Below are 18293 nucleotides of genomic sequence, written 5' to 3' on the forward strand. Positions count from 1 at the left end.
CGGCGCTAGAACGACGGCAGCGCGTCGGCCTGCGGCACGCTCTGCGACTGCGCCAGGATGCGGTCGAGCAGTTGCGGAATCTCGAACAGGGCGCGGTTGTCCATGCCGCGCACATGGGTGCGGTGGCTCTCCAGGTTGGCCAGCAGCAGGGCCACCGCGCGGTCGATGCGGCGAAAGCTCGGCGCCACCACGCCCAGGCCGTTCTCGCGCACCCACTGCGCGTTGTAGCGCTCCTGCGGCATGGTCCAGGCGTTGTCCACCACGATCACCGGCAGGCCCTGCTGCACCGCTTCGCTCACGCTGCCCGGCCCGGGCTTGCCGATGAAGAAATCGGCCAGCTGCATGTAGCGCGACACCTCGTTGCTGAAACCCACCACCAGGCGCGGCGCGCCACGCGGCATGGCCAGCAACTGGGCGGCCAGGCGCCGGTTGTGGCCGCACACCAGAATGAGCTGCGTGCTGTCGGCCAGGCGTTCGGCGATGCCGAGCATGGCCTTGGAGCCGTGGCCGCCGAACATCACGATGCCGGTGGGGCGCGCCGGGTCGAGCCCGAGGCGGCGCAGTTCGGCCTCGCGGTCCTGGCGCACCGGTTGGTAAAAGTCGGGCCGGATGATCATGCCCGAGGTGGCGTGCACACGTTCGGGCGGGTGGCCCATGGCCCAGGCCTGGCCCACCGCGCGCGGCGTGCCGCAGATGAAGTGCTGCGGCTGGCCGGGCTCGATCCAGAAATGCGGTGGCACATCGGCCAGGTCGGTCAGCACCGTGGCGTAGGGCACACCCGGCAGGGCCGAGGCCAGGCCCTGGTACATGGCGCGGTTGAAGTTGGGCACCAGCGAGACCACCATGTCGGGTTCGGTGCGCAGCCAGTGCTGCTGCAGCTGGCGCACCAGCATGGGGTGGGCGAGCCGGATCAGGCCCTGCAGCAGCTTGAGCTCCTGCGCCATGCCCACCGTCCAACCACGCGCGAGGCGGCGGTTGTACCAGTCTTCCGGCGCGCTGCCGGTCATCTGCAGGAACTTGGCCTTGGGGTCGATCACCTCGAACAGGTTGACCAGGCGCGCGTTCCAGGGCGACGCTTGCTCGCGCAGCACCGCCTGCAGCGCCAGGGCCGAGGCGCGGTGTCCACCACCGGCATTGAAGTAGATCAGGTCAACCGTGCGCATGGCCCGATTGGATCGGCGCCGTGTGTCAGACGTGTGGCAGTCGGGGTGCTGTCACTGCGGCGCCAGGTAGGCCGCCATCATCTGCCGGGCCATGTTCAGGTGGGCCTTCTGCCACGCGGGCTTCAGCAGGTCTTTGTGGAAGATGCGCGAGAGGGTGAAGGCGTGGGCGCGGCCGTAGTACGACAGGCTCACCATGACCACGTAGAGGTGCAGGGCATCGACACCCGCGCGCACCTCGCCGCTGGCGGCGCCGAGCGCCAGCAGCTTGCGGATGCGGCTGAGCACCGGCGAAGCCATTTCCGGAATGCGCGCCGAGCACGCCAGATGGCGCGCCTCGTTGAGGTTCTCGAAGGCGAGCAGCTTGCGCAGGCGCGGGTGCGCGGCGAAGTGGCTTTCCACAAAGTCGAAGATGCACAGCAGGCCTTCCAGCGGCGACAGGGTGCCGATGTCGTGCTGCAGTTCGTCGTGGCGCAGGTCGGCCAGCACGGCTTCGAGCACGGCGACGTAGAGGTCGTCCTTGCTGCCGAAGTAGTGGTAGAGCATGCGGATGTTGGTGCCCGCCTGGCGCGCGATGCGGTCGGTGCGGGCACCGCTGAAACCGTGGTCGGCGAACTCGTCCACGGCGGCGTCCAGCAACCGGGCGCGTGTGCGCGCGGGGTCGCGGCGCGCGGGCGTTTCCATCTCAGGATCGGCCTCGGGAACGGGCGCGGGTCGGGGGGCTGGTGAAGCACGTGTCAAGAGGTTCTCCCGTTTTCAGAGAATGCCATGGCGAGGTCGAGCAGGCGTTCGTCCTGCCCGGGCGCCGCGATGAAGGATATGCCGACCGGCAGCCCTTGTGCACTGGCCAGCGGCAGCACCACCTGGGGCAGGCCCGCGTGGCCCGCGAGAGAACCGAGGGCCAGCGCGCGGCTGTAGAAAAACGCGCGCTCGTCGGCATCGGCGCTCTTCTGGAGGGCCACGCAGGGCGCCGCGGGCACCAGCCAGGCTTCGTCGGCACCCAGCTGCTGCACCAGCCGCTGCGCCGCCTGCACGCGCCAGGCCTGCCAGCGTGGCCGCTGCGCGGTGTCGAGTGCGAGCGCCTGCTGAAAGCGCGGCGCGATGGCCGCACCGAACGTGGGGCGCGTCTGCCGGATCCAGGGGCCCAGCTGCGCCGCGATCTCGTGGCCTTGCAACTCGGCATAGGCCTGCGCCCAGGTGGCCCATTCGCCCGTGAAGGCCTGGCGGGTTTCATGGATGCCGGCCCGTTGCGCCCAGCCGTGCAGGGCTTCGCGCACCGGCGCGTCTGCCAGGGCAACGGCGTCTTCGGCAATGCACAGGCGCAGCGGCGAACGGCCGCTTGCCGCCGTGCGGCCCAGCAGCGCGTGGCCTGCGCTGCGCAACAAGGCCGCGTCGCGTGCGAACCAGCCCACGGTGTCGTAACTCGGCGCGAACGGCAGCACACCGGCCAACGGCACGCGGCCATGGGTGGGACGCATGGCAGCCACGCCGCAGAACGAAGCCGGCACACGCACCGAGCCACCGGTGTCGGTGCCCAGCGCCACGTCGGCCTCGCCCCAGGCCACGGCCACCACCGAGCCGCTGGAGGAGCCACCGGGCAGGCGGTCTGCCTGCACGGGATGGCGCGGTGTGCCGTGGAAGGCGTTCTCGCCTTCGAGGCTGAAGGCGAGTTCGTCGGTGATGGTCTTTCCCACCACGCGCGCGCCGGCCGCGCGCAAGGCCGCCACACAAGCGGCATCGGCCGTTGCGGCCGCCGGGTGGCTGGCGGCCCAGTCCGGGTTGCCCGCGCCGGTGGCCGCGCCCTGCACATCGATCAGGTCCTTCACCGCCAGGCGCACGCCGCCGAGCGCGCCGCTGCCGGTGGGGCCGCGTTCACACACCGGGCCGGGCACGAAGGCACCCGATGAGCACGCCGGCACGGTCATGCAGCGGGCAGCGCGTCGAGCACCTGCTGCGATCCGGTGACGAAGCCGAAGCACTTCTTGACGTTCCACACCGTGGCTTCGGCACAGAACGCGGGCGAGCTGGTGGCGCAGCAGTCTTCCAGCATCACGCAGCCGTAGCCCAGGAAGTTGGCATCGGTCAGGGTGTGCAGAACGCACTGGTCGGTGTTGCAACCCGCGAACAGGATGCTCTTGATGCCGAGGTTCTTCAGGATGCTGTCCAGAGGCGTGTCCCAGAAGCCGCTGATGCGGTACTTGTCCACCTGGATGTCGCCGGGCAAGGGGGCGAGCTCATCGACGACGGCCGCGGCCCACGAATCCTTCTCCAGCACATTGCCCTTGCCATTGGGCAGCGGGTGGCCCAGGCCGATGTCCTTGCCGCCGTTGTCGTACAGGTGGATCTGGTTGGGCGGCATGTTGGCGAGGTCGGGCCGGTTGCCCCAGTTGACCCAGATCACCGGCACACCCGCGTGGCGCAGCGAAGGCAGCAGCTTCTGCAGCGGCGCGATCGGTGCGCGGTCGGCGGTGTGGTCGAAGCCGAGCGAATCCACCCAGCCGCCTTCAGCGCAGAAGTCGTTCTGCATGTCGATCACCACGATAGCCGTGCGCCGCAAGTCCAGCACCACGTTCTGCGGCGCGGCGTCGATGCGGGCACGCACGGGCGCGGGTGGCGGCGTGGCCATGTCCACCTCGTCGGGCCGCGCCACCCAGTAGTAGTGGTGGCCCAGGCCAAGGGCGCCTTGCGGACGTGCATCGGGCAGGTAAGGGTGGCGTTTCATGAAAGCTCCAGTTGCGTGCAGCCGTTCACCCGCATCGCCTCAGGCTGGTGCGAACCCGTGATTGGCGCACCCCCTTGGGGCATGTAAGCGGATTTTTGACTGGCACTGTTATTGCAAGACAAGTCGGTAAGTAATCAGTTATTTACTTTCCACCCACTCACTAGCGAAAGGCATGCCATGAAATCCAGAATCCCTTCCCGCCGCACCCTGGCACTCTCCAGCATCACCGCGGCGCTGCTGCTGTCGGCGGGCGTGCTGGCACCGCTGGCCCAGGCCGCCGATCCGTTGGCGGTGGGCATCCTGATCCCGGGCTCCAAGTCCGACAAGGGCTGGATGGAATCCGGCTACGACGGCCTCGTGGCCGCACAGAAGGCGCATGGCGACAAGATCAAGGTGCAGATGATCGAGAACATCAACTACGCCGACATGGAGCAGGCCCTGACCAACCTGGCCAGCAAGAACAAGCTGGTGATCGGCGTCGGCGGCCAGACCCAGGCCGCGGTGATGAAGATCGCCAAGCGTTTCCCCAACATCAAGTTCTCCATCGTCGGCGGCAACAAGGGCGAGGAGCTGCCCAACGTGGCGGGCTACGACGTGAAGCAGGCCGAGGTCGCGTTCCTGGCCGGTGCGGCAGCGGCCATGTTGTCGAAGAATGGCGCGGTGAGTTATGTGGGTGGCATGGAGATTCCGTCCATCGTGAACGCCGGCAAGGAATTCGGCAACGGCGCGAAGTTCATCAACCCGAAGATCAAGTACTTCGAGAACTACACCGGTGACTTCGACAACGTGGCGAAGTCCAAGGAAGCCACGCTGGCCGCCATCGCGCAGGGTGCCGACGTGCACTACCACATCCTGAACCTGGGCCTGCGCGGCATGGAGCAGGCGGCGAAGGAAAAGAGCACCAAGGTGGTGGGCAGCTACACCAACCGCTGTGGCACCGACGCCCTGTACCCGGCCTACAGCATCACCGGCGTGGGCTACCAGGTGCAGTACGCCATCGACGAAACCGTGAAGGGCAGTTGGAAAGCCGGCTACAAGCCTTTCGGCCTGGCCATGGGCGCACAAGCCTCCGACATGGTGGTCTGCGGTGCCTCGCCCGAGGTGACGAAGAAGCTCGAGGACATCAAGAAGGACATCCTCAGCGGCAAGATCAAGGTGCTGGAAGGCTGAACCCCGATGCGCGACAAGCCAGATCTGGTGGCCGGTGCAGGCGGCATGGGGGCACCTCACGATGCGCCCCTGCTGCGCATCGAAGGACTGTCCAGGCGCTTCGGCACGCTGCAGGCGCTGCAGGACGTCTCGCTCGAGCTCTGGCCGGGCGAGGTGCATTGCCTGCTGGGTGAAAACGGCGCGGGCAAGTCCACGCTGTGCAACCTGGTCTTCGGCGTGCATGCGCCCGACACCGGCGCCATGGTGTTCAACGGCCAGCCCTGGCGGCCACGCTCGCCCGCCGAGGCGCTGTCGCACGGCATCGCCATGGTGCACCAGCACTTCAGCCTGGTGCCCGACCTCAGCGTGGTCGACAACCTGCTGCTTGGCCAGGCCAGTGGCGTGCTCGACCGCAAACGCTGGGCCGCCAAGCTCGACACCATGCGCGAGCGCTACGGCCTGGCACTCGATCCCTGGGCGCTCATCCAGGACCTCTCGGTGGGCGAGCGCCAGCGCGTGGAGATCGTCAAATGCCTGATCCGCGAGCCCCGCCTGCTGGTGCTGGACGAGCCCACCGCCGTGTTGCTGCCCGAGGAAATATCGGCCCTGCTCGCGGTGTGCGAGCGCGTTGCGGCACAAGGCTGCGGCGTGATGCTGGTGACACACAAGCTGGCCGAGATCCGCCAGGTGGCCCGGCGCGCCACCGTGTTGCGCGGTGGTCGTGTGGCAGCACGCTCCGAAGCACCCACGCAGGAGATCGACCTGCTGGTGCGCGCCATGATCCAGCGCGACCTGGCAGAACCCGCGGCAGCCGCGCCTGCCATGCCGGTGCCGATGGCCCCCGTGGAAGCGGGCAGCGCCGTCCCCGAGCCGGCCCTCATGGCCGACGGCCTCTCCGTGCGCGATGCGGATGGCGTGCTGCGCCTGGACAAGTTCACCTTGATGGTGGCGCCCGGCGAGATCGTCGCGGTGGCCGGCGTGGAGGGCAACGGCCAGAGCGAGCTGGGCGCGGTGCTCTCGGGCATGCTCGCGCCCACCGAAGGGCGCTTCTTTCTCGACGGCAACGAGATGACGGGCCGCCCACCCCGCGTGCTCACGCAGGCGGGCTGCGGCGTGGTGCCGGAAGACCGGCATGCGCTGGCCTGCGTCACGGGCATGAGCGTGGCGGAGAACATCATGCTCGACCGCCTGCACCACTTCCGCCGCTTCGGCCTGCTGGACCGTGCCGCGATGAAGTCGGCCGCGCAGGCACTCATGACCCGTTTCGACGTGCGCGCCGCCAGCCCCGACGTGGCCTTCGGCGGCCTCTCCGGAGGCAACCAGCAGAAGGCCGTGCTGGCGCGCGAACTCACCCTCGACCCCTTGCGTTTCCTGCTCGCCGCACAGCCCACGCGCGGCCTGGACGTGGGCGCGGTCGAAGCCATCTACAACCACATCCGTTCGGCCGCCGCGCGAGGCGTCGGCGTGCTGCTGATCTCGTCCGAGCTCGATGAACTGCTGTCCGTGGCACACCGCGTGGTCGTGCTGTACCGCGGCCGGATCATGGGCATCTGCCGGGCCGATCACAACGAACGCCAACGCATCGGTGCCTGGATGGCCGGTCAACAGGAGCACACAGCATGAGCGCTTTGCCGCTGTCTTGGAAAAACCTGCAGCCCGGTCCCGCGCTGTGGGTGTCACTCGCCGCGGTGGCCGGTTCGCTGGCCGTGGGCACGGCCATGGTGGCGCTGATGGGCGTGCCCGTGAGCGAAGCCATTGCGGCCTTCGCCGACGGCGCCTGGGGGTCGCCCTACGCGCTGGCCGCCTCGATCAACCGCGCGCTGGTGCTCATGCTGGTGGGTCTGGGCTTCGTGCTCGCCGAACGCGCCAGCCTCACCAACGTGGGTGGCGAAGGCCAGATCGCCGTGGGTGGCATCGCCGCCACCGCGCTGTGCCTCTGGCCGCCCGTGGCCTCGCTGCCTTTCGGTCTGGCCTTCATCGTGCCGATGCTCGGAGCCTGCCTGGCGGGTGCCTTCTGGGGCGGCATCGCCGGCGTGCTCAAGGTCAAGGCCGGCACGAACGAGGTGATCGCCACGCTGCTGCTGTCGTTCATCGCAATCTGGATGGTCTACGGCAGCGTGCAGTCCGAGAACCTGCTGCGCCGGCCGATGACCACCTCGGCCACGCTGCCGGAGTCGCTGGAAATCCCCGCCGCCACGCAGTTGCCGCTGCTGCTGGGTGACGCCTCGGTGCCACTGCACGCCGGCCTGCCCATCGGGCTGGTGCTGGCCGTGGTGGTCGCCGCCGTGCTCGGCCTGACCGTGCTGGGCCTCAAGCTGCGCGCCGCCGGGCTCAACCCGCGCGCGGCGCGGCGCGCCGGCATGGCGATCGACCGCCTCAGCATCGGTGTGCTGTGCGCCGCAGGCGCGCTGGGCGGGCTGGCCGGTGCCTGCATGCTGCAGGGTGAGCAGTACACGCTCAAGGCCGGGTTCTCGTCGGGCTACGGCTTCGACGGGCTTGTGGTGGGCCTGCTGGCGCGCGGCTCCGTCACCGGCGTGATCGCGGGCTCGTTGCTGTTCGGCTTCCTGCGCTCGGGCGGCATCAACATGGAGATGGTGGCGCAGGTGCCCACCGCATTGGTCGTGGTGATCCAGGGCCTGATCATCGTCACGCTGGCCGGTGCCGCGCTGACCATTCAACGCATGGAAGGGCGCTCCGCATGATCGAACCCGAACTCGCCGCCGTCTTCGTCGGCTCCACCATCCGCCTGGCGGCGCCGCTGCTGCTCGCCGCCACCGGCGAGCTGGTGAGCGAACGCGCCGGCGTGCTCAACATGAGCGTGGAAGGGATGATGCTCACCGGTGCCTTCGCGGGCGCCGTGGGTTCCTGGGCCACGGGCTCGCCGGTGATGGGCCTCGCGCTGGGCGTGCTGTGCGTGCTGCCCGTGGCCTGGCTGCAGGCCTTCCTCAGCATCACGTTGCGCGCCAACCAGATCGTCACCGGCATCGGCATCAACATCCTGGTGCTCGGCGCCACCACGCTCGGCTACCGCGCACTGTTCGGCAGCCGTTCGCGCGCCGAGATTCCCGGCCTGGACAAGTGGGCGCCGCCCGGTCTGGCCGACCTGCCGGTGGTGGGCGAGCACGTGTTCCACCAGACCTGGCTGCTCTATGCCGCGCTGGTGCTGATCGTGGTCGTGGCCTGGGTCATGCGATCCACCTCGCTGGGCCTGACCGTGCACGCCGCCGGAACGGCACCGCAGGCGGCCGCGAACTCGGGCCTGGCGGTGAACCGCATCCGCTATGGAGCGGTGCTGTTCACGGGCTTCATGTCGGCCCTGGCGGGCTGCTTCCTGTCCATTGGCGACATCCACACCTTCACCGAGGGCATGACCAGCGGCGCTGGCTACCTGGCCATTGCGGCGGTGATCTTCGGCAACTGGCGGCTGGGCCGGATGCTGCTGGCCTGTGTGCTGTTCGGCGCCGCCACCGCCCTGCAGTTCCAGTTGCCCGCCATGGGCGTGCACATTCCCAATGCGCTGCTGATCATGCTGCCCTACGTGCTCGCCCTGCTCGCGGTCGGCGGACTCGTCGGCCGGCAGATCGCCCCGGCCGCGCTCACCCAACCCTACAAAGGCCATTGAATGCAAGCACAAGACGTACTGAACTGCGTGACCGCCAACGCACGCATGGTCGGCATCCCGCTGGACGCGGCGCAGGCCGAACGCGTGGCCACGCACCTGCAGCGCACCGCTGCCATGGCCGCGTTGCTCGACGCCTTTCCGCTGCACGACGAAGACGAGCCCGCCGAGATCTACCGCCCCGCCCCTTTCATCCAGGCTCCCGACTGACATGCCCATGCTCCCCAACCTCAGCCAGACCGCGCAGGCCTTGGCCAGCGGCCAGCAAACTGCGGCCGATGTGCTGGAAGTCTGCATCGCCCGCATTGAAGCCACCGACGCGCGCATCAACGCCTTCACCGGCAGGCGCTTCGAGGCCGCGCGTGCGCAGGCCAACCGCATCGACGCACAACGCGCGCGCGGCGAACCGCTCGGGCCCCTGGCCGGTGTGCCGTTCGCGGTGAAGAACCTGTTCGACATCGAAGGCGAAGTGACGCTGGCCGGCTCCAGGGTGAACCGCAGCAACCCACCGGCCAGCGCCGACGCCGTGCTGGTGCAGCGCCTGCAGGCCGCCGGTGCGGTGCTGGTCGGCTCGCTCAACATGGACGAGTACGCCTACGGCTTCACCACCGAGAACACGCACTACGGCCCCTGCCACAACCCGCACCGGCTCGGCCACGTGGCCGGCGGATCTTCGGGCGGATCTGGCGCAGCGGTGGCGGCGGGCCAGGTGCCGCTCACGCTGGGTTCGGACACCAACGGTTCGATCCGCGTGCCCTCGTCCTTCTGCGGCGTGTGGGGCTTGAAGCCCACCTTCGGGCGGCTCTCGCGGCGCGGCAGCTTTCCCTTCGTTGCCAGCATCGACCACGTCGGCCCCTTTGCCAGCGACCTCGACGGGCTGGCCCTGGCCTACGACGCCCTGCAAGGCCCCGACCCGCTGGACCCGGGCTGCTTCGCCACCGCCGTGCAACCGGCGGTGCGTTCGCTGCCGCAGGGTGTGCATGGCCTGCGCGTGGGCCTGCTCGACGGCTACTTCATGGAAAACGCCAGCGCGCCGGCGCGGGCCGCGGTGGCGCAGGCCGCCGCCGCACTCGGCGCCAGCGCCACGGTGGAATGGCCCGACGCCGCACAGGCCCGCGCCGCCGCTTTCATCACCAGTGCGAGCGAGGGCGGAGCATTGCACCTGCAACACCTGCGCACCCGGGCCGCCGATTTCGAGCCGCTCTCGGTGGACCGCTTCATCGCAGGCGCCTTGCAGCCCGCCGCCTGGTACGTGCGCGCACAACGGTTCCGCCGCGTCTACCGCGACAAGGTCAACGCGCTGTTCCGTGACTGGGACGTGCTGCTCGCGCCCGCCACGCCGGTGGCCGCGCCCGCCATCGGCGCCGAGTGGATCCACATCAACGGCCAGGCTTTGCCCTCGCGCGCGTCCATCGGCCTGCTCACACAACCGATCTCGTTCGCGGGCTGCCCGGTGGTGGCCGCACCGATGTGGCCCGATGGCACCGACGGCCTGCCCATCGGCGTGCAGATCATCGCGGCGCCCTGGCGCGAAGACCTCGCTTTGCGCGCGGGCTGGGCGCTGGCGCAGGCCGGCGTGGCACACCTGAGGGAACCCGCGCTGTGATCGACGTGAACCTGCCCGACGTGCTGGCCGATGTGACCGCCGCGTTCGAACGCTACGAAGTGGCCCTGGTGACCAACGACGTGGCCGTGCTCGACGAGTTGTTCTGGAACAGCCCGCACACACTGCGCTACGGCGCCACCGAAAACCTCTACGGCTTCGACGAGATCCGCGCCTTCCGCGCCGGCCGCCCCTCGGCGGGCCTGGCACGCACGCTGGGCCGTACCGTCATCACCACCTTCGGCCGCGACTTCGCGACCGCCAACACCGAGTTCCACCGTGCCGGCAGCGACCGCGTCGGGCGCCAGAGCCAGACCTGGGTGCGCACCACCGAAGGCTGGCGCGTGGTGGCCGCCCACGTGAGCCTGATGGCCTGAGGTCTGCAATGCAACTCCCTGCCCTGCCCTTCCCCTACGAATTCGACCTGGCGCACACCGCGCTGGTCATCATCGACATGCAGCGCGACTTCATCGAACCCGGCGGGTTCGGTGAGTCCCTGGGCAATGACGTGGCGCTGCTCGCGGCCATCGTGCCGGCGTGCCAGGCCGCGCTGGGGGCATGGCGCCGCGCGGGCGGCATGGTGGTGCACACGCGCGAGGCGCATGCACCCGATCTCTCCGACTGCCCACCGGCCAAGCGCCTGCGCGGCAAGCCCAGCCTGCGCATCGGCGACGTCGGTCCCATGGGCCGCATCCTGGTGGCCGGCGAGCCGGGCAACCAGATCATTCCCGCACTCGCACCGGTGGCCGGCGAGACCGTGATCGACAAGCCGGGCAAGGGCATGTTCTACGGCACCTCGCTGCATGCGCAGTTGAAACAAGCCGGCATCACGCACCTGATCTTCATGGGCGTGACCACCGAGGTCTGCGTGCAGACCAGCATGCGCGAAGCCAACGACCGCGGCTACGACTGCCTGCTGCTGGAAGACTGCACCGAGAGCTACTTCCCGCAATTCAAGGCGGCGGCCGTGGAGATGGTCCGGGCGCAAGGCGCCATCGTCGGCTGGACGGCCACCAGCGCGCAACTGATCTCTGCGCTGGGCTCGGCCCGATAGAACTTCCCCCGGGGCCCACCACCTCCACAGCGCCACACCGCTGCGCAGAACCCACGAAATAAAAAACCCTGTCCGGAAGGACAGGGTTCTGGCAGACAGCAAGGCGTTCAGAAGCGGTGGCGGATGCCCACCGAGTAGCTGCGGCCAGCGGACAGGCCTTCGAGCTTGTCGTGCATGAACACCGCGTACACGTCGGTGCGGCGCGAAAGGTTGTGCACGTAACCCAGCGACACGGTGTCGCGGTCGGCGCCCACGTTCAGGTCCATGGAGCCGTACTGCGCGATCACGGCGCCCGCGCCCAGCGGCACGCGCACACCTGCGCCGACGATGTCGGTCTTGATCAGCGTGGTGGTGTTCTTCACCTGGCCGTATTGCAGGAAGGCCTTGGCAACCGTGAAGTCGTAAGAGGCACCCAACTGGGTGGTCTCGGTGTCGGCCAGTGGTGCTGCGGCGTCCTTCTTCACGTTCTGGTACACCAGGCTGGCCGCCAGCGGACCGCCGCTGTAGCTCACGCCCACGCTCCAGTTGCCGCCATTGCCGACGCCGGCGGCGCTCTCTTTGGTGGCGATCGAGGTGCCGAAGCGGAAGCCGCCCAGCGTCGGGCTGGCATAGGACACGGAGTCGTTCCAGCCACTGTCACCGGTGACCGAACCCGCGCCCGACGCGAAGTAGTGGCGAGTGGCAGGCGAATAACCGAAGGAGTCGCCGAAGGCGTTGAACATCAGCGTGGAGATGAACAGCTGCGTGGTCGTGCGGCCGAAGTTGATGGAACCGAAGTCCTTGTGCGACAGGCCCACCGAGGCGGTGCGCGAGAACTGCGCGTCACCATTGAAACGGGCCTGTTCACCGGTATCGCCGCGGAAGAAGCCTTCGATCTTGAACTGCGCCGACAGGCCGCTGCCCAGGTCTTCGCTGCCGCTGAAACCGTAGAAGCTGGTGCTCATCCTGCCGCTGTCCACACCGGTGACCGAGGTGCCGCCGGGCGCCTTGGTCGAGCCCACGCTCATGTCGATCAGGCCATAGACCTGCACCGTGCTCTGCGCCTGCGCGCCAACGGCGGCCGAACCCAGCACCGCGGCAGCCAACAGGCTGCGAGTGAATGTTTTTTTCATCAAGGAAACTCCAGTCGAGAGGGAATGGTTGTTGTTGGAACACCGCCGGGGGCGGTCGCTCTTCGGCCATCGCCTCGCGCAACGCCGGGCCGAACCATGGCGGTGCACAAAGGCCAGGCCTCGGAACGCGCTCGCTGGATTGCAATATCCGGGCCACGCAATCACCACCTGCGTGCTGCTCGTGGCCTCGAAGTTGTGTGGGGTGTGAAGGCGCGCGGCGGCGCCGCCCGGCTCAGCGCAGGTGCTGGCGGAAGAACGCCACCGCCGCCGCGTTCATGCGTCGGTGCAGCGCGTCGCGGTTGACGCCCTGCGGGTCTTCGCAGATCTGGGGCACCAAGTTGCGCAGGGCCGCGGTGCACGGCGCGAGAAACACAAAGTGCCCTGCGCCGTCCGCCACCTGGTGGTCGATGCTCTGCTTCGGCAGCGCCTTGCGGATGGCCTCCACGTGCGCAGGCTCGACACCGTCACCACCCAGGGCCGAGGCCCAGAGTTGCACTGGCGCGCGCACCGGTTTCAGGCCCGCGGCGTCAAACAGGTTCAGCGGGTCCACCACCACCGCCGCGCGCACGCGTGGGTCGGCGAGTGGCCGCAGCGCGGGCGGGCTGGCGCCCAGTTCGCGGCAGATGGGCCAGGCGTCCGGTGCCGCGCCACGCGGGCAGAAGCGCGCGCTGGCCGCGGCGGCGCTGGGCACCGCGCCCACCAGGGCCAGCGCGGTGTAGCCACCGCGTGAAAAACCGAACACGCCAATGGCTTGAGACTTCAACTGCCGGCGCTGCGGCCAGTCTTCCTGCATGAAGGAGATCACCCGGCTCACATCGCGCGGGCGGGATTCAAAGATGCGCCAGTGGCCGGCCGCGCCGTCGTCGCCGAAGCTGTCTCCGGGATGGTTCAGGCTCACCACCACGAAGCCGGCGTCGGCGAGCGCGGTGGCGGTGTCGTGGTGGCCGAGCGAGTCACCGCCCTGCCCGTGCGAGATCACCACCAGCGGCAGCGCCTCACCCGCCACCGGGCAGCGGCGCATGCCCTGCACCACATAGGGCCCGAGCGCGGTGGGCTCGGCCGCAGTGGCGCAGGGGCTCCAGACCAGGGCCTCGATGCCGGGTTCGGTACCGTTGGCGGGCACGAGAAGACGGTCGAAGCCGGCGGCGTGGGCGCACACGCCGGACAGTGCGAGCAGGCCCGCAGCCCACCACCGGGCGCGCCGGGCCGGGGTGCGTTTCTCAGACCCGGTCATTGGCCGGGCGCTCAGGCGTTTCGCAAGTCCGCTCGAAGGCGTTGCAGCGGTTCTGCGCGAGGGGCCGCACGTCGTACTCCAGGCCGCAGGCCAGGCAGGGGTTGTCGGCCATCAGGCTCGCGGCTTCGGTCAGGCTGCGCGCGCGCACGAACCAGAAGCCGCCGATGACTTCCTTGGCCTCGGTGAACGGGCCGTCCAGGATGCGTTCGCGCGAAACACGTTTGCCTTCGGGCTCCAGGCGCTGCCCGGTGCGCATCACGCCGTGCTCCACCAGATTGCTGTACCAGCGGTAGAACGCGTCGATCGACGCCTGGATTTCTTCCGGCGACTTGTCGGCATCCCACTGGCCGCGCGAGATCACGAGGTACTCGCTCACCGGCGGGTCGTCGCGCTCTTCCAGGCTCATGTCGCCGCTCCGGGTGGTGGTTGTGGGGTCAGTTGCGCCGGGTCGTAGAAGAACTGTTCCTGCACGATCTGCTCGCCCTCCCAATGTTGATGCGCGAGTTCTTCCAGCTCGGTCACCGAATCGTCGTGCCACACGAAGCGGAAACGCCAGCGCAACACCACCTGGTCGCCGTTCACGAACACCGGGCGCACGCACTGCGAGCGGATGGAGGTGGCGCGCGCCATCACCGCGCGCTCGTGGGCCAGCAGCTGCTCGCGGCCGACGCGCGGAGCATCCTGGTTCTCCTGCATCGAGGCATGCGGTGCGTAAAAGGCTTCGATGGCCTGGTCGTGTGCATTGCTCTCGACCAGTTCGATGAAACGCTCAAGGGTGGCGGTGCTGGGCATGCGGCAGTCTCTCTCAATCGGAATCGGAATCGGAATCGGAATCGGAATCGGCGATCAAGCCGAGGGAAGTGAAACGCAGGTGGTGCATGGCCTCGCGCAGGATCAGCACATGGGCCATGAAGCTCGCCTGCAGGGGCAGGCCCGACGACGCGGTGGGGCGGCCGAGCGACAACGCCGCCAGCTGGTTGAAGAGGTCTTCCACCGCGTCGATGGACAGCAGCGCCGGCCCGGTGGCCGCGCCGCGCGGCAGCAGGTTGTGCAGCTGCCACGAGGCGGCATCGCTGCTGACCCAGGGCATGGGGGATGGCAATTCGCGCAGCAGCGGCATCACCGCGTCCTCCACGTGTTCGATCGCGTGTTCGATCTCCAGCGGCGTGGGCGGCTCGTGGTGGAACGGGCCGTTGCCCAGCGCCTCGGTGCCGATGCCCAACACCCAGCTGCGGCCACTGCCGCTGTCGGTGATGCGGGTCTGGCGCGTGCCGATGGCCAGTTGCAGGTGCGCGGCCTCAGACACTGCGCTGCCCTCGCGCTGCGCGGGACTGCCGCTGGCCGATGCGTTCGGCCACCCGTGGTGCCTGCTGGGCAATGGTGCGCAGCAGGCCGCCGGGCTGGCGCATGTCGAAGCCGACGAAGTGCAGGCCTTCGAGCGGGCCTTCGCCGCTGAGCGTGGTGGGCAGGCCCGTGCCGTCCAGCGGCAAGGGCGTGTACGGGAACAGCTCGCTCAGTGCGGCGTCGTAGCCGGTGGCCAGCAGCACGGCGTCGAAGGGGTGCACCGTGCCGTCGGTGAAGCGCACACCGCCCGAGGTGAGGGTCTGCACACCCGGATAGACATGGATGTCGCCACTGACGATGCGGTGCAGGGTGCCGACGTCGATCACCGGTGTCTTGCCCTGCTCGCGCAGCTGGCGCAGCGGCGAGATCGCCGGGGTGCGCAAGCCGTGGCGGCGCAGGTCGCCCACCGTGAGGTTGCGCAACAGCGTGGCCAGGGCATCGCCCAGCGGCGTGGGCAGCTTGCTCAGCTGGATGCTGGAGAGCTGGCTGGGCCGGCCCATCACCTCGCGGTGCACGATGTTGACCGGCGAGCGCACCGACAGCGCCGCGCGCACGCCGTTTTCCACCAGATCGAGCGCGATTTCGGCGCCGGTGTTGCCCATGCCGACCACCAGCACGCGCCGGCCGGCGAAGGGCGCGGCGTTGCGGTAGCTGCGGCTGTGCAGCAGGCGGCCCTGGTACACGTCTTCACCCGGCAGCGTGGGCATGCGCGGCCGCTGGTTCGCGCCGGTGGCCACCACCACGTGGTTGGCCGACATCAGCCGCCCGTTGCCCAGCGCCACCTGCCACGGCGCGCCGGGCCCCTGGCGCGGCTCGATGGCGGTCACGGTCTGGCCGAACTCGGGCTCGATGCCGTGCCGGCGCGCATAGGCCACCAGGTAGTCCACCACGCCCTGGCGCGGCACGTAACGCGGCGCGTCGTCGGGAAAGTCCATGCCCGGCAGCGCCGAATGGGTCTTGACGGTGTGCAGGTGCAGGCGCGTGTAGTGGTGGCGCCAGGACGAGGCCACGTCGTTGGCGCGGTCCAGCACCAGCGGGCTGTGCCCGGCCTGCACCAGGCAGGCGGCGGTGGCCAGCCCGGCCGGCCCGGCGCCGATGACGATGATGTCGGCCTCGCTCTCGGGGTCCAGCGGGGCCTGGTTGGAGCCGCGGAACGGCTCGAAGTGAGGGTGAGGCGTGGCTTGGTCCATGGCGGCGAAAGGGGTCAGTGTGGCCCAGTGTGGCGGTCCGCCGCCGCGCTCGCCATGAGGGCTTTTACCCGGGGGGGTTTTCACTGAAGCTGGCGAGCAGCCGGGCTCTTTCCTGCAAGAATGCTTTTTCACGCGCGTTGCCGGCCAGCCTGGCGGCGCGTTCGAATTCGGCACGCGCCTCGGCATCGCGCCCGAGCCGGGCCAGCAGATCACCGCGCACGCTGGGCAGCCAATGGTACTGGCACAGCGACTTGTCCTTTTGCAGCGCGGCCATCAGCAGCAGACCGGCCGCCGGCCCGGCGTGCATGGCCATCGCCTCGGCCATGCTCTCGCAACGCAGCAGGAAAAAGCCGCCGACCATTTCCCTGGCTTCGGCAAAAGGGCCGTCGAGCACCTGCGGCTTGCCACCACCACCGGTGCGCACACGCACCCCCTGCGACTGCGAGGCGAGCGCCTGCAGCTTGCCACGTGCCTGCAGGTCTTCACCAAAGCGCTGCATGCGCGCATACAGCTCACGCCCCTGCGCTTCGGTGCGGGTGCTGCGTTGCCCGGTGGGCTCAAGGATCAACAACCTGTGCGGCATGGATGGCAGCCTTTTGTTGTACCCAAAAGATGCCATGCCAACGCTTGACCCGCTGCTGCAAATGCCCACAACTCCCTTCCATGAACATTGGTACCTTCAACGCTTTTCGCCTCCAGGCGCTGATGGAGGGCTATGACGAGGTGCTCGAGCGCGACTGGGCACCCCTGACCATTCTGGACATGCACACGCACCCGTTCTCGGCGCGTGCCATGGTCACGCGTGGCGAGATGTGGATCACCGTGGGTGACCTCACGCGCCAGCTGCGCCCGGGCGAAAGCTTCGAGGTGCAGCGCGACCAGCCACACGCCGAAAGGTACGGCGCGCAAGGCGCCACCTGCTGGGTGGCGCAGCGCGAAGACTGAGCCCCACAAACACGCACACATCCCCTCACGCATTCCCTTGCCTGGGGGTTGAGATGTCACACCCGCTGGCGCACAGTGGCGGCCTGCTTCAACAGGAGCCTGCCATGAACCTGCGCCAACTCCGCATCGGTTCGTTCAACCTGTACAACCTGAACGAGCCCGGCTTGCCCATCTACACCGACGCCGACGGCTGGCCCCAGGCCGAGTACGACCGCAAGATCGAGTGGGCCGCGCGCCAGTTGCGCATGTTGCAGGCCGATGTGTTCGGTTTCCAGGAGCTCTGGCACGCGGCCTCGCTGGCGCGTGTGCTCGAGGCCTCCGGCCTGGCCGACACCCACGATCTGCTGGCCCCGCCCGACGCCGACGGCCGCGCCATCCACTGCGCGGCCATCGTGCGCAAGGGGCTGCTGCAGGGCTCACCCGACTGGATTGCCCGCTTTCCGCCCGGCTTCGTGCTGCAGTCCAGAGGCGACGACCCGCAGACGCCGCGCATCGCGGTCAACATCGAAGGCTTCTCGCGCCCAGTGCTGCACTTCACCATCCGTCCGCGCGAGGCGGGGCCGGATGTGCACGTCTATGTGTGCCACTTCAAGTCCAAGGGGCCGACCAAGGTCTTCACCGAGGCCTGGTACAAGGCCGACCGCACGCTCTACACCAAACACGCCACCGGCCTGGGCGCCGCGCTCTCCACCATCCGGCGCACCGCCGAGGCTGCGGCCCTGCGGTTCCTGCTCACCGAGCAGATGAAGGACAACAACACCCCGGTGATCGTGCTCGGCGACATCAACGACGGCCAGCACAGCAACACCGCCAACATCCTGACCGACCAGCCGCGTTACCTGGTGGGCGAGAGCAAGGGCGGCGGCGACACCGCGCTCTACACCGCGCAGACGCTGCAGGAGTACCGCGACACGCGCGACGTGTACTACACGCACGTGCACCAGGACATCCGCGAATCGCTCGACCACATCCTGGTGAGCCAGGAGTTCTACGACAACAGCCGCCACCGCATCTGGATCTTCGACGGCCTGGCGATCAACAACGACCACCTGAACTTTGAAGACCACAAGGCCGATGGTTCGACCGACCACGGCGTGATCTGCGCCACCTTCAAGTACAGCCCGGCCAAGGTCGTCACGCCCTGAGGCGCGGTGGCCCGCC

The 18293-nt window shown here is 68.9% G+C and carries 20 protein-coding genes and 1 pseudogene; 10 read left to right on the forward strand and 11 right to left on the reverse strand.

Features of this window, described 5'->3' with window-relative positions; all coding sequences use genetic code 11:
• Positions 1 to 5: 5 nt before the first annotated feature.
• Genes HPA01S_RS04400 through HPA01S_RS04415 form a run of 4 tightly spaced genes read right to left on the reverse strand, consistent with a single transcriptional unit; the run spans position 6 to position 3882 of the window.
• Positions 6 to 1163, reverse strand: a complete 1158-nt coding sequence (locus tag HPA01S_RS04400; RefSeq protein WP_066267151.1) for a glycosyltransferase — start codon at positions 1161 to 1163, stop codon at positions 6 to 8.
• Between the two features lie 51 nt (positions 1164 to 1214).
• Positions 1215 to 1844, reverse strand: a complete 630-nt coding sequence (locus HPA01S_RS04405) for a TetR/AcrR family transcriptional regulator (RefSeq protein WP_066267154.1) — start codon at positions 1842 to 1844, stop codon at positions 1215 to 1217.
• 53 nt (positions 1845 to 1897) lie between these two features.
• Complete coding sequence (locus HPA01S_RS04410; protein ID WP_066267157.1) at positions 1898 to 3085, reverse strand: amidase; 1188 nt, start codon at positions 3083 to 3085, stop codon at positions 1898 to 1900.
• Entirely contained in the window at positions 3082 to 3882 is an 801-nt protein-coding gene (locus HPA01S_RS04415) for a cysteine hydrolase family protein (RefSeq protein ID WP_084360455.1), read from the reverse strand. Before HPA01S_RS04415 ends, HPA01S_RS04410 begins: the two co-directional genes overlap by 4 nt.
• Positions 3883 to 4059: 177 nt before the next feature.
• Between HPA01S_RS04415 and HPA01S_RS04420 the strand changes: the two genes are divergently transcribed.
• The 8 genes from HPA01S_RS04420 to HPA01S_RS04455 are packed head-to-tail and all read left to right on the forward strand — an operon-like array spanning position 4060 to position 11307.
• Positions 4060 to 5052, forward strand: coding sequence for a BMP family protein (locus tag HPA01S_RS04420; protein ID WP_066267159.1), 993 nt, complete (start codon positions 4060 to 4062; stop codon positions 5050 to 5052).
• Positions 5053 to 5058: 6 nt separating this feature from the next.
• Positions 5059 to 6654, forward strand: a complete 1596-nt coding sequence (locus HPA01S_RS04425) for an ABC transporter ATP-binding protein (protein ID WP_084360456.1) — start codon at positions 5059 to 5061, stop codon at positions 6652 to 6654.
• Positions 6651 to 7733: an ABC transporter permease gene (locus HPA01S_RS04430; RefSeq protein ID WP_066267160.1), complete on the forward strand. Its 1083-nt coding sequence runs from the start codon at positions 6651 to 6653 to the stop codon at positions 7731 to 7733. Before HPA01S_RS04425 ends, HPA01S_RS04430 begins: the two co-directional genes overlap by 4 nt.
• Positions 7730 to 8653: an ABC transporter permease gene (locus tag HPA01S_RS04435; protein ID WP_066267162.1), complete on the forward strand. Its 924-nt coding sequence runs from the start codon at positions 7730 to 7732 to the stop codon at positions 8651 to 8653. The genes HPA01S_RS04430 and HPA01S_RS04435 overlap by 4 nt, the downstream gene beginning before the upstream one ends.
• Positions 8654 to 8860 (forward strand): DUF4089 domain-containing protein, encoded by a 207-nt coding sequence (locus HPA01S_RS04440; protein ID WP_066267164.1) that lies wholly within the window; start codon positions 8654 to 8656, stop codon positions 8858 to 8860.
• Position 8861: 1 nt separating this feature from the next.
• Positions 8862 to 10256 (forward strand): AtzE family amidohydrolase, encoded by a 1395-nt coding sequence (locus HPA01S_RS04445; protein WP_066267166.1) that lies wholly within the window; start codon positions 8862 to 8864, stop codon positions 10254 to 10256.
• Positions 10256 to 10630 carry an oxalurate catabolism protein HpxZ gene (gene hpxZ, locus HPA01S_RS04450; protein WP_066267304.1) on the forward strand — a complete coding sequence of 125 codons (375 nt, stop codon included), beginning with the start codon at positions 10256 to 10258 and terminating at the stop codon, positions 10628 to 10630. Before HPA01S_RS04445 ends, hpxZ begins: the two co-directional genes overlap by 1 nt.
• Positions 10631 to 10638: 8 nt before the next feature.
• Positions 10639 to 11307, forward strand: a complete 669-nt coding sequence (locus HPA01S_RS04455) for a cysteine hydrolase family protein (RefSeq protein WP_066267168.1) — start codon at positions 10639 to 10641, stop codon at positions 11305 to 11307.
• Between the two features lie 107 nt (positions 11308 to 11414).
• Here the strand turns inward: HPA01S_RS04455 and HPA01S_RS04460 are convergent, their stop codons facing one another.
• The 7 genes and pseudogenes from HPA01S_RS04460 to HPA01S_RS23785 all read right to left on the reverse strand — a co-directional run.
• Positions 11415 to 12419, reverse strand: coding sequence for a porin (locus HPA01S_RS04460; RefSeq protein ID WP_084360457.1), 1005 nt, complete (start codon positions 12417 to 12419; stop codon positions 11415 to 11417).
• Positions 12420 to 12651: 232 nt separating this feature from the next.
• Positions 12652 to 13653 (reverse strand): alpha/beta hydrolase family protein, encoded by a 1002-nt coding sequence (locus tag HPA01S_RS04465; protein WP_066267180.1) that lies wholly within the window; start codon positions 13651 to 13653, stop codon positions 12652 to 12654.
• On the reverse strand, positions 13640 to 14059 hold the full coding sequence (locus HPA01S_RS04470) for a YciI family protein (RefSeq protein WP_066267182.1): 420 nt from the start codon (positions 14057 to 14059) through the stop codon (positions 13640 to 13642). The genes HPA01S_RS04465 and HPA01S_RS04470 overlap by 14 nt, the downstream gene beginning before the upstream one ends.
• Complete coding sequence (locus tag HPA01S_RS04475) at positions 14056 to 14445, reverse strand: nuclear transport factor 2 family protein (RefSeq protein ID WP_066267185.1); 390 nt, start codon at positions 14443 to 14445, stop codon at positions 14056 to 14058. Before HPA01S_RS04475 ends, HPA01S_RS04470 begins: the two co-directional genes overlap by 4 nt.
• A gap of 13 nt (positions 14446 to 14458) precedes the next feature.
• A complete protein-coding gene (locus HPA01S_RS04480) occupies positions 14459 to 14959 on the reverse strand; it encodes a hypothetical protein (RefSeq protein WP_066267188.1) in 501 nt (166 codons plus the stop codon).
• Entirely contained in the window at positions 14952 to 16187 is a 1236-nt protein-coding gene (locus HPA01S_RS04485; RefSeq protein ID WP_066267191.1) for a flavin-containing monooxygenase, read from the reverse strand. The genes HPA01S_RS04480 and HPA01S_RS04485 overlap by 8 nt, the downstream gene beginning before the upstream one ends.
• A 286-nt stretch (positions 16188 to 16473) precedes the next feature.
• A pseudogene (locus HPA01S_RS23785) lies at positions 16474 to 16770 on the reverse strand (YciI family protein); the annotation flags it as partial.
• A gap of 80 nt (positions 16771 to 16850) precedes the next feature.
• Here HPA01S_RS23785 and HPA01S_RS04495 point away from each other — a divergent pair.
• Both HPA01S_RS04495 and HPA01S_RS04500 read left to right on the forward strand, forming a co-directional pair.
• Positions 16851 to 17132: a cupin domain-containing protein gene (locus HPA01S_RS04495; protein WP_066267193.1), complete on the forward strand. Its 282-nt coding sequence runs from the start codon at positions 16851 to 16853 to the stop codon at positions 17130 to 17132.
• Positions 17133 to 17236: 104 nt separating this feature from the next.
• The gene (locus HPA01S_RS04500) at positions 17237 to 18277 is read left to right on the forward strand and encodes an endonuclease/exonuclease/phosphatase family protein (protein WP_066267195.1); all 1041 of its coding nucleotides are present in this window, start codon (positions 17237 to 17239) and stop codon (positions 18275 to 18277) included.
• The last annotated feature ends 16 nt before the right edge of the window (positions 18278 to 18293 follow it).

The organism is Hydrogenophaga palleronii NBRC 102513, from assembly GCF_001571225.1.
GTDB classification, from domain to species: Bacteria; Pseudomonadota; Gammaproteobacteria; order Burkholderiales; family Burkholderiaceae_C; genus Hydrogenophaga; species Hydrogenophaga palleronii.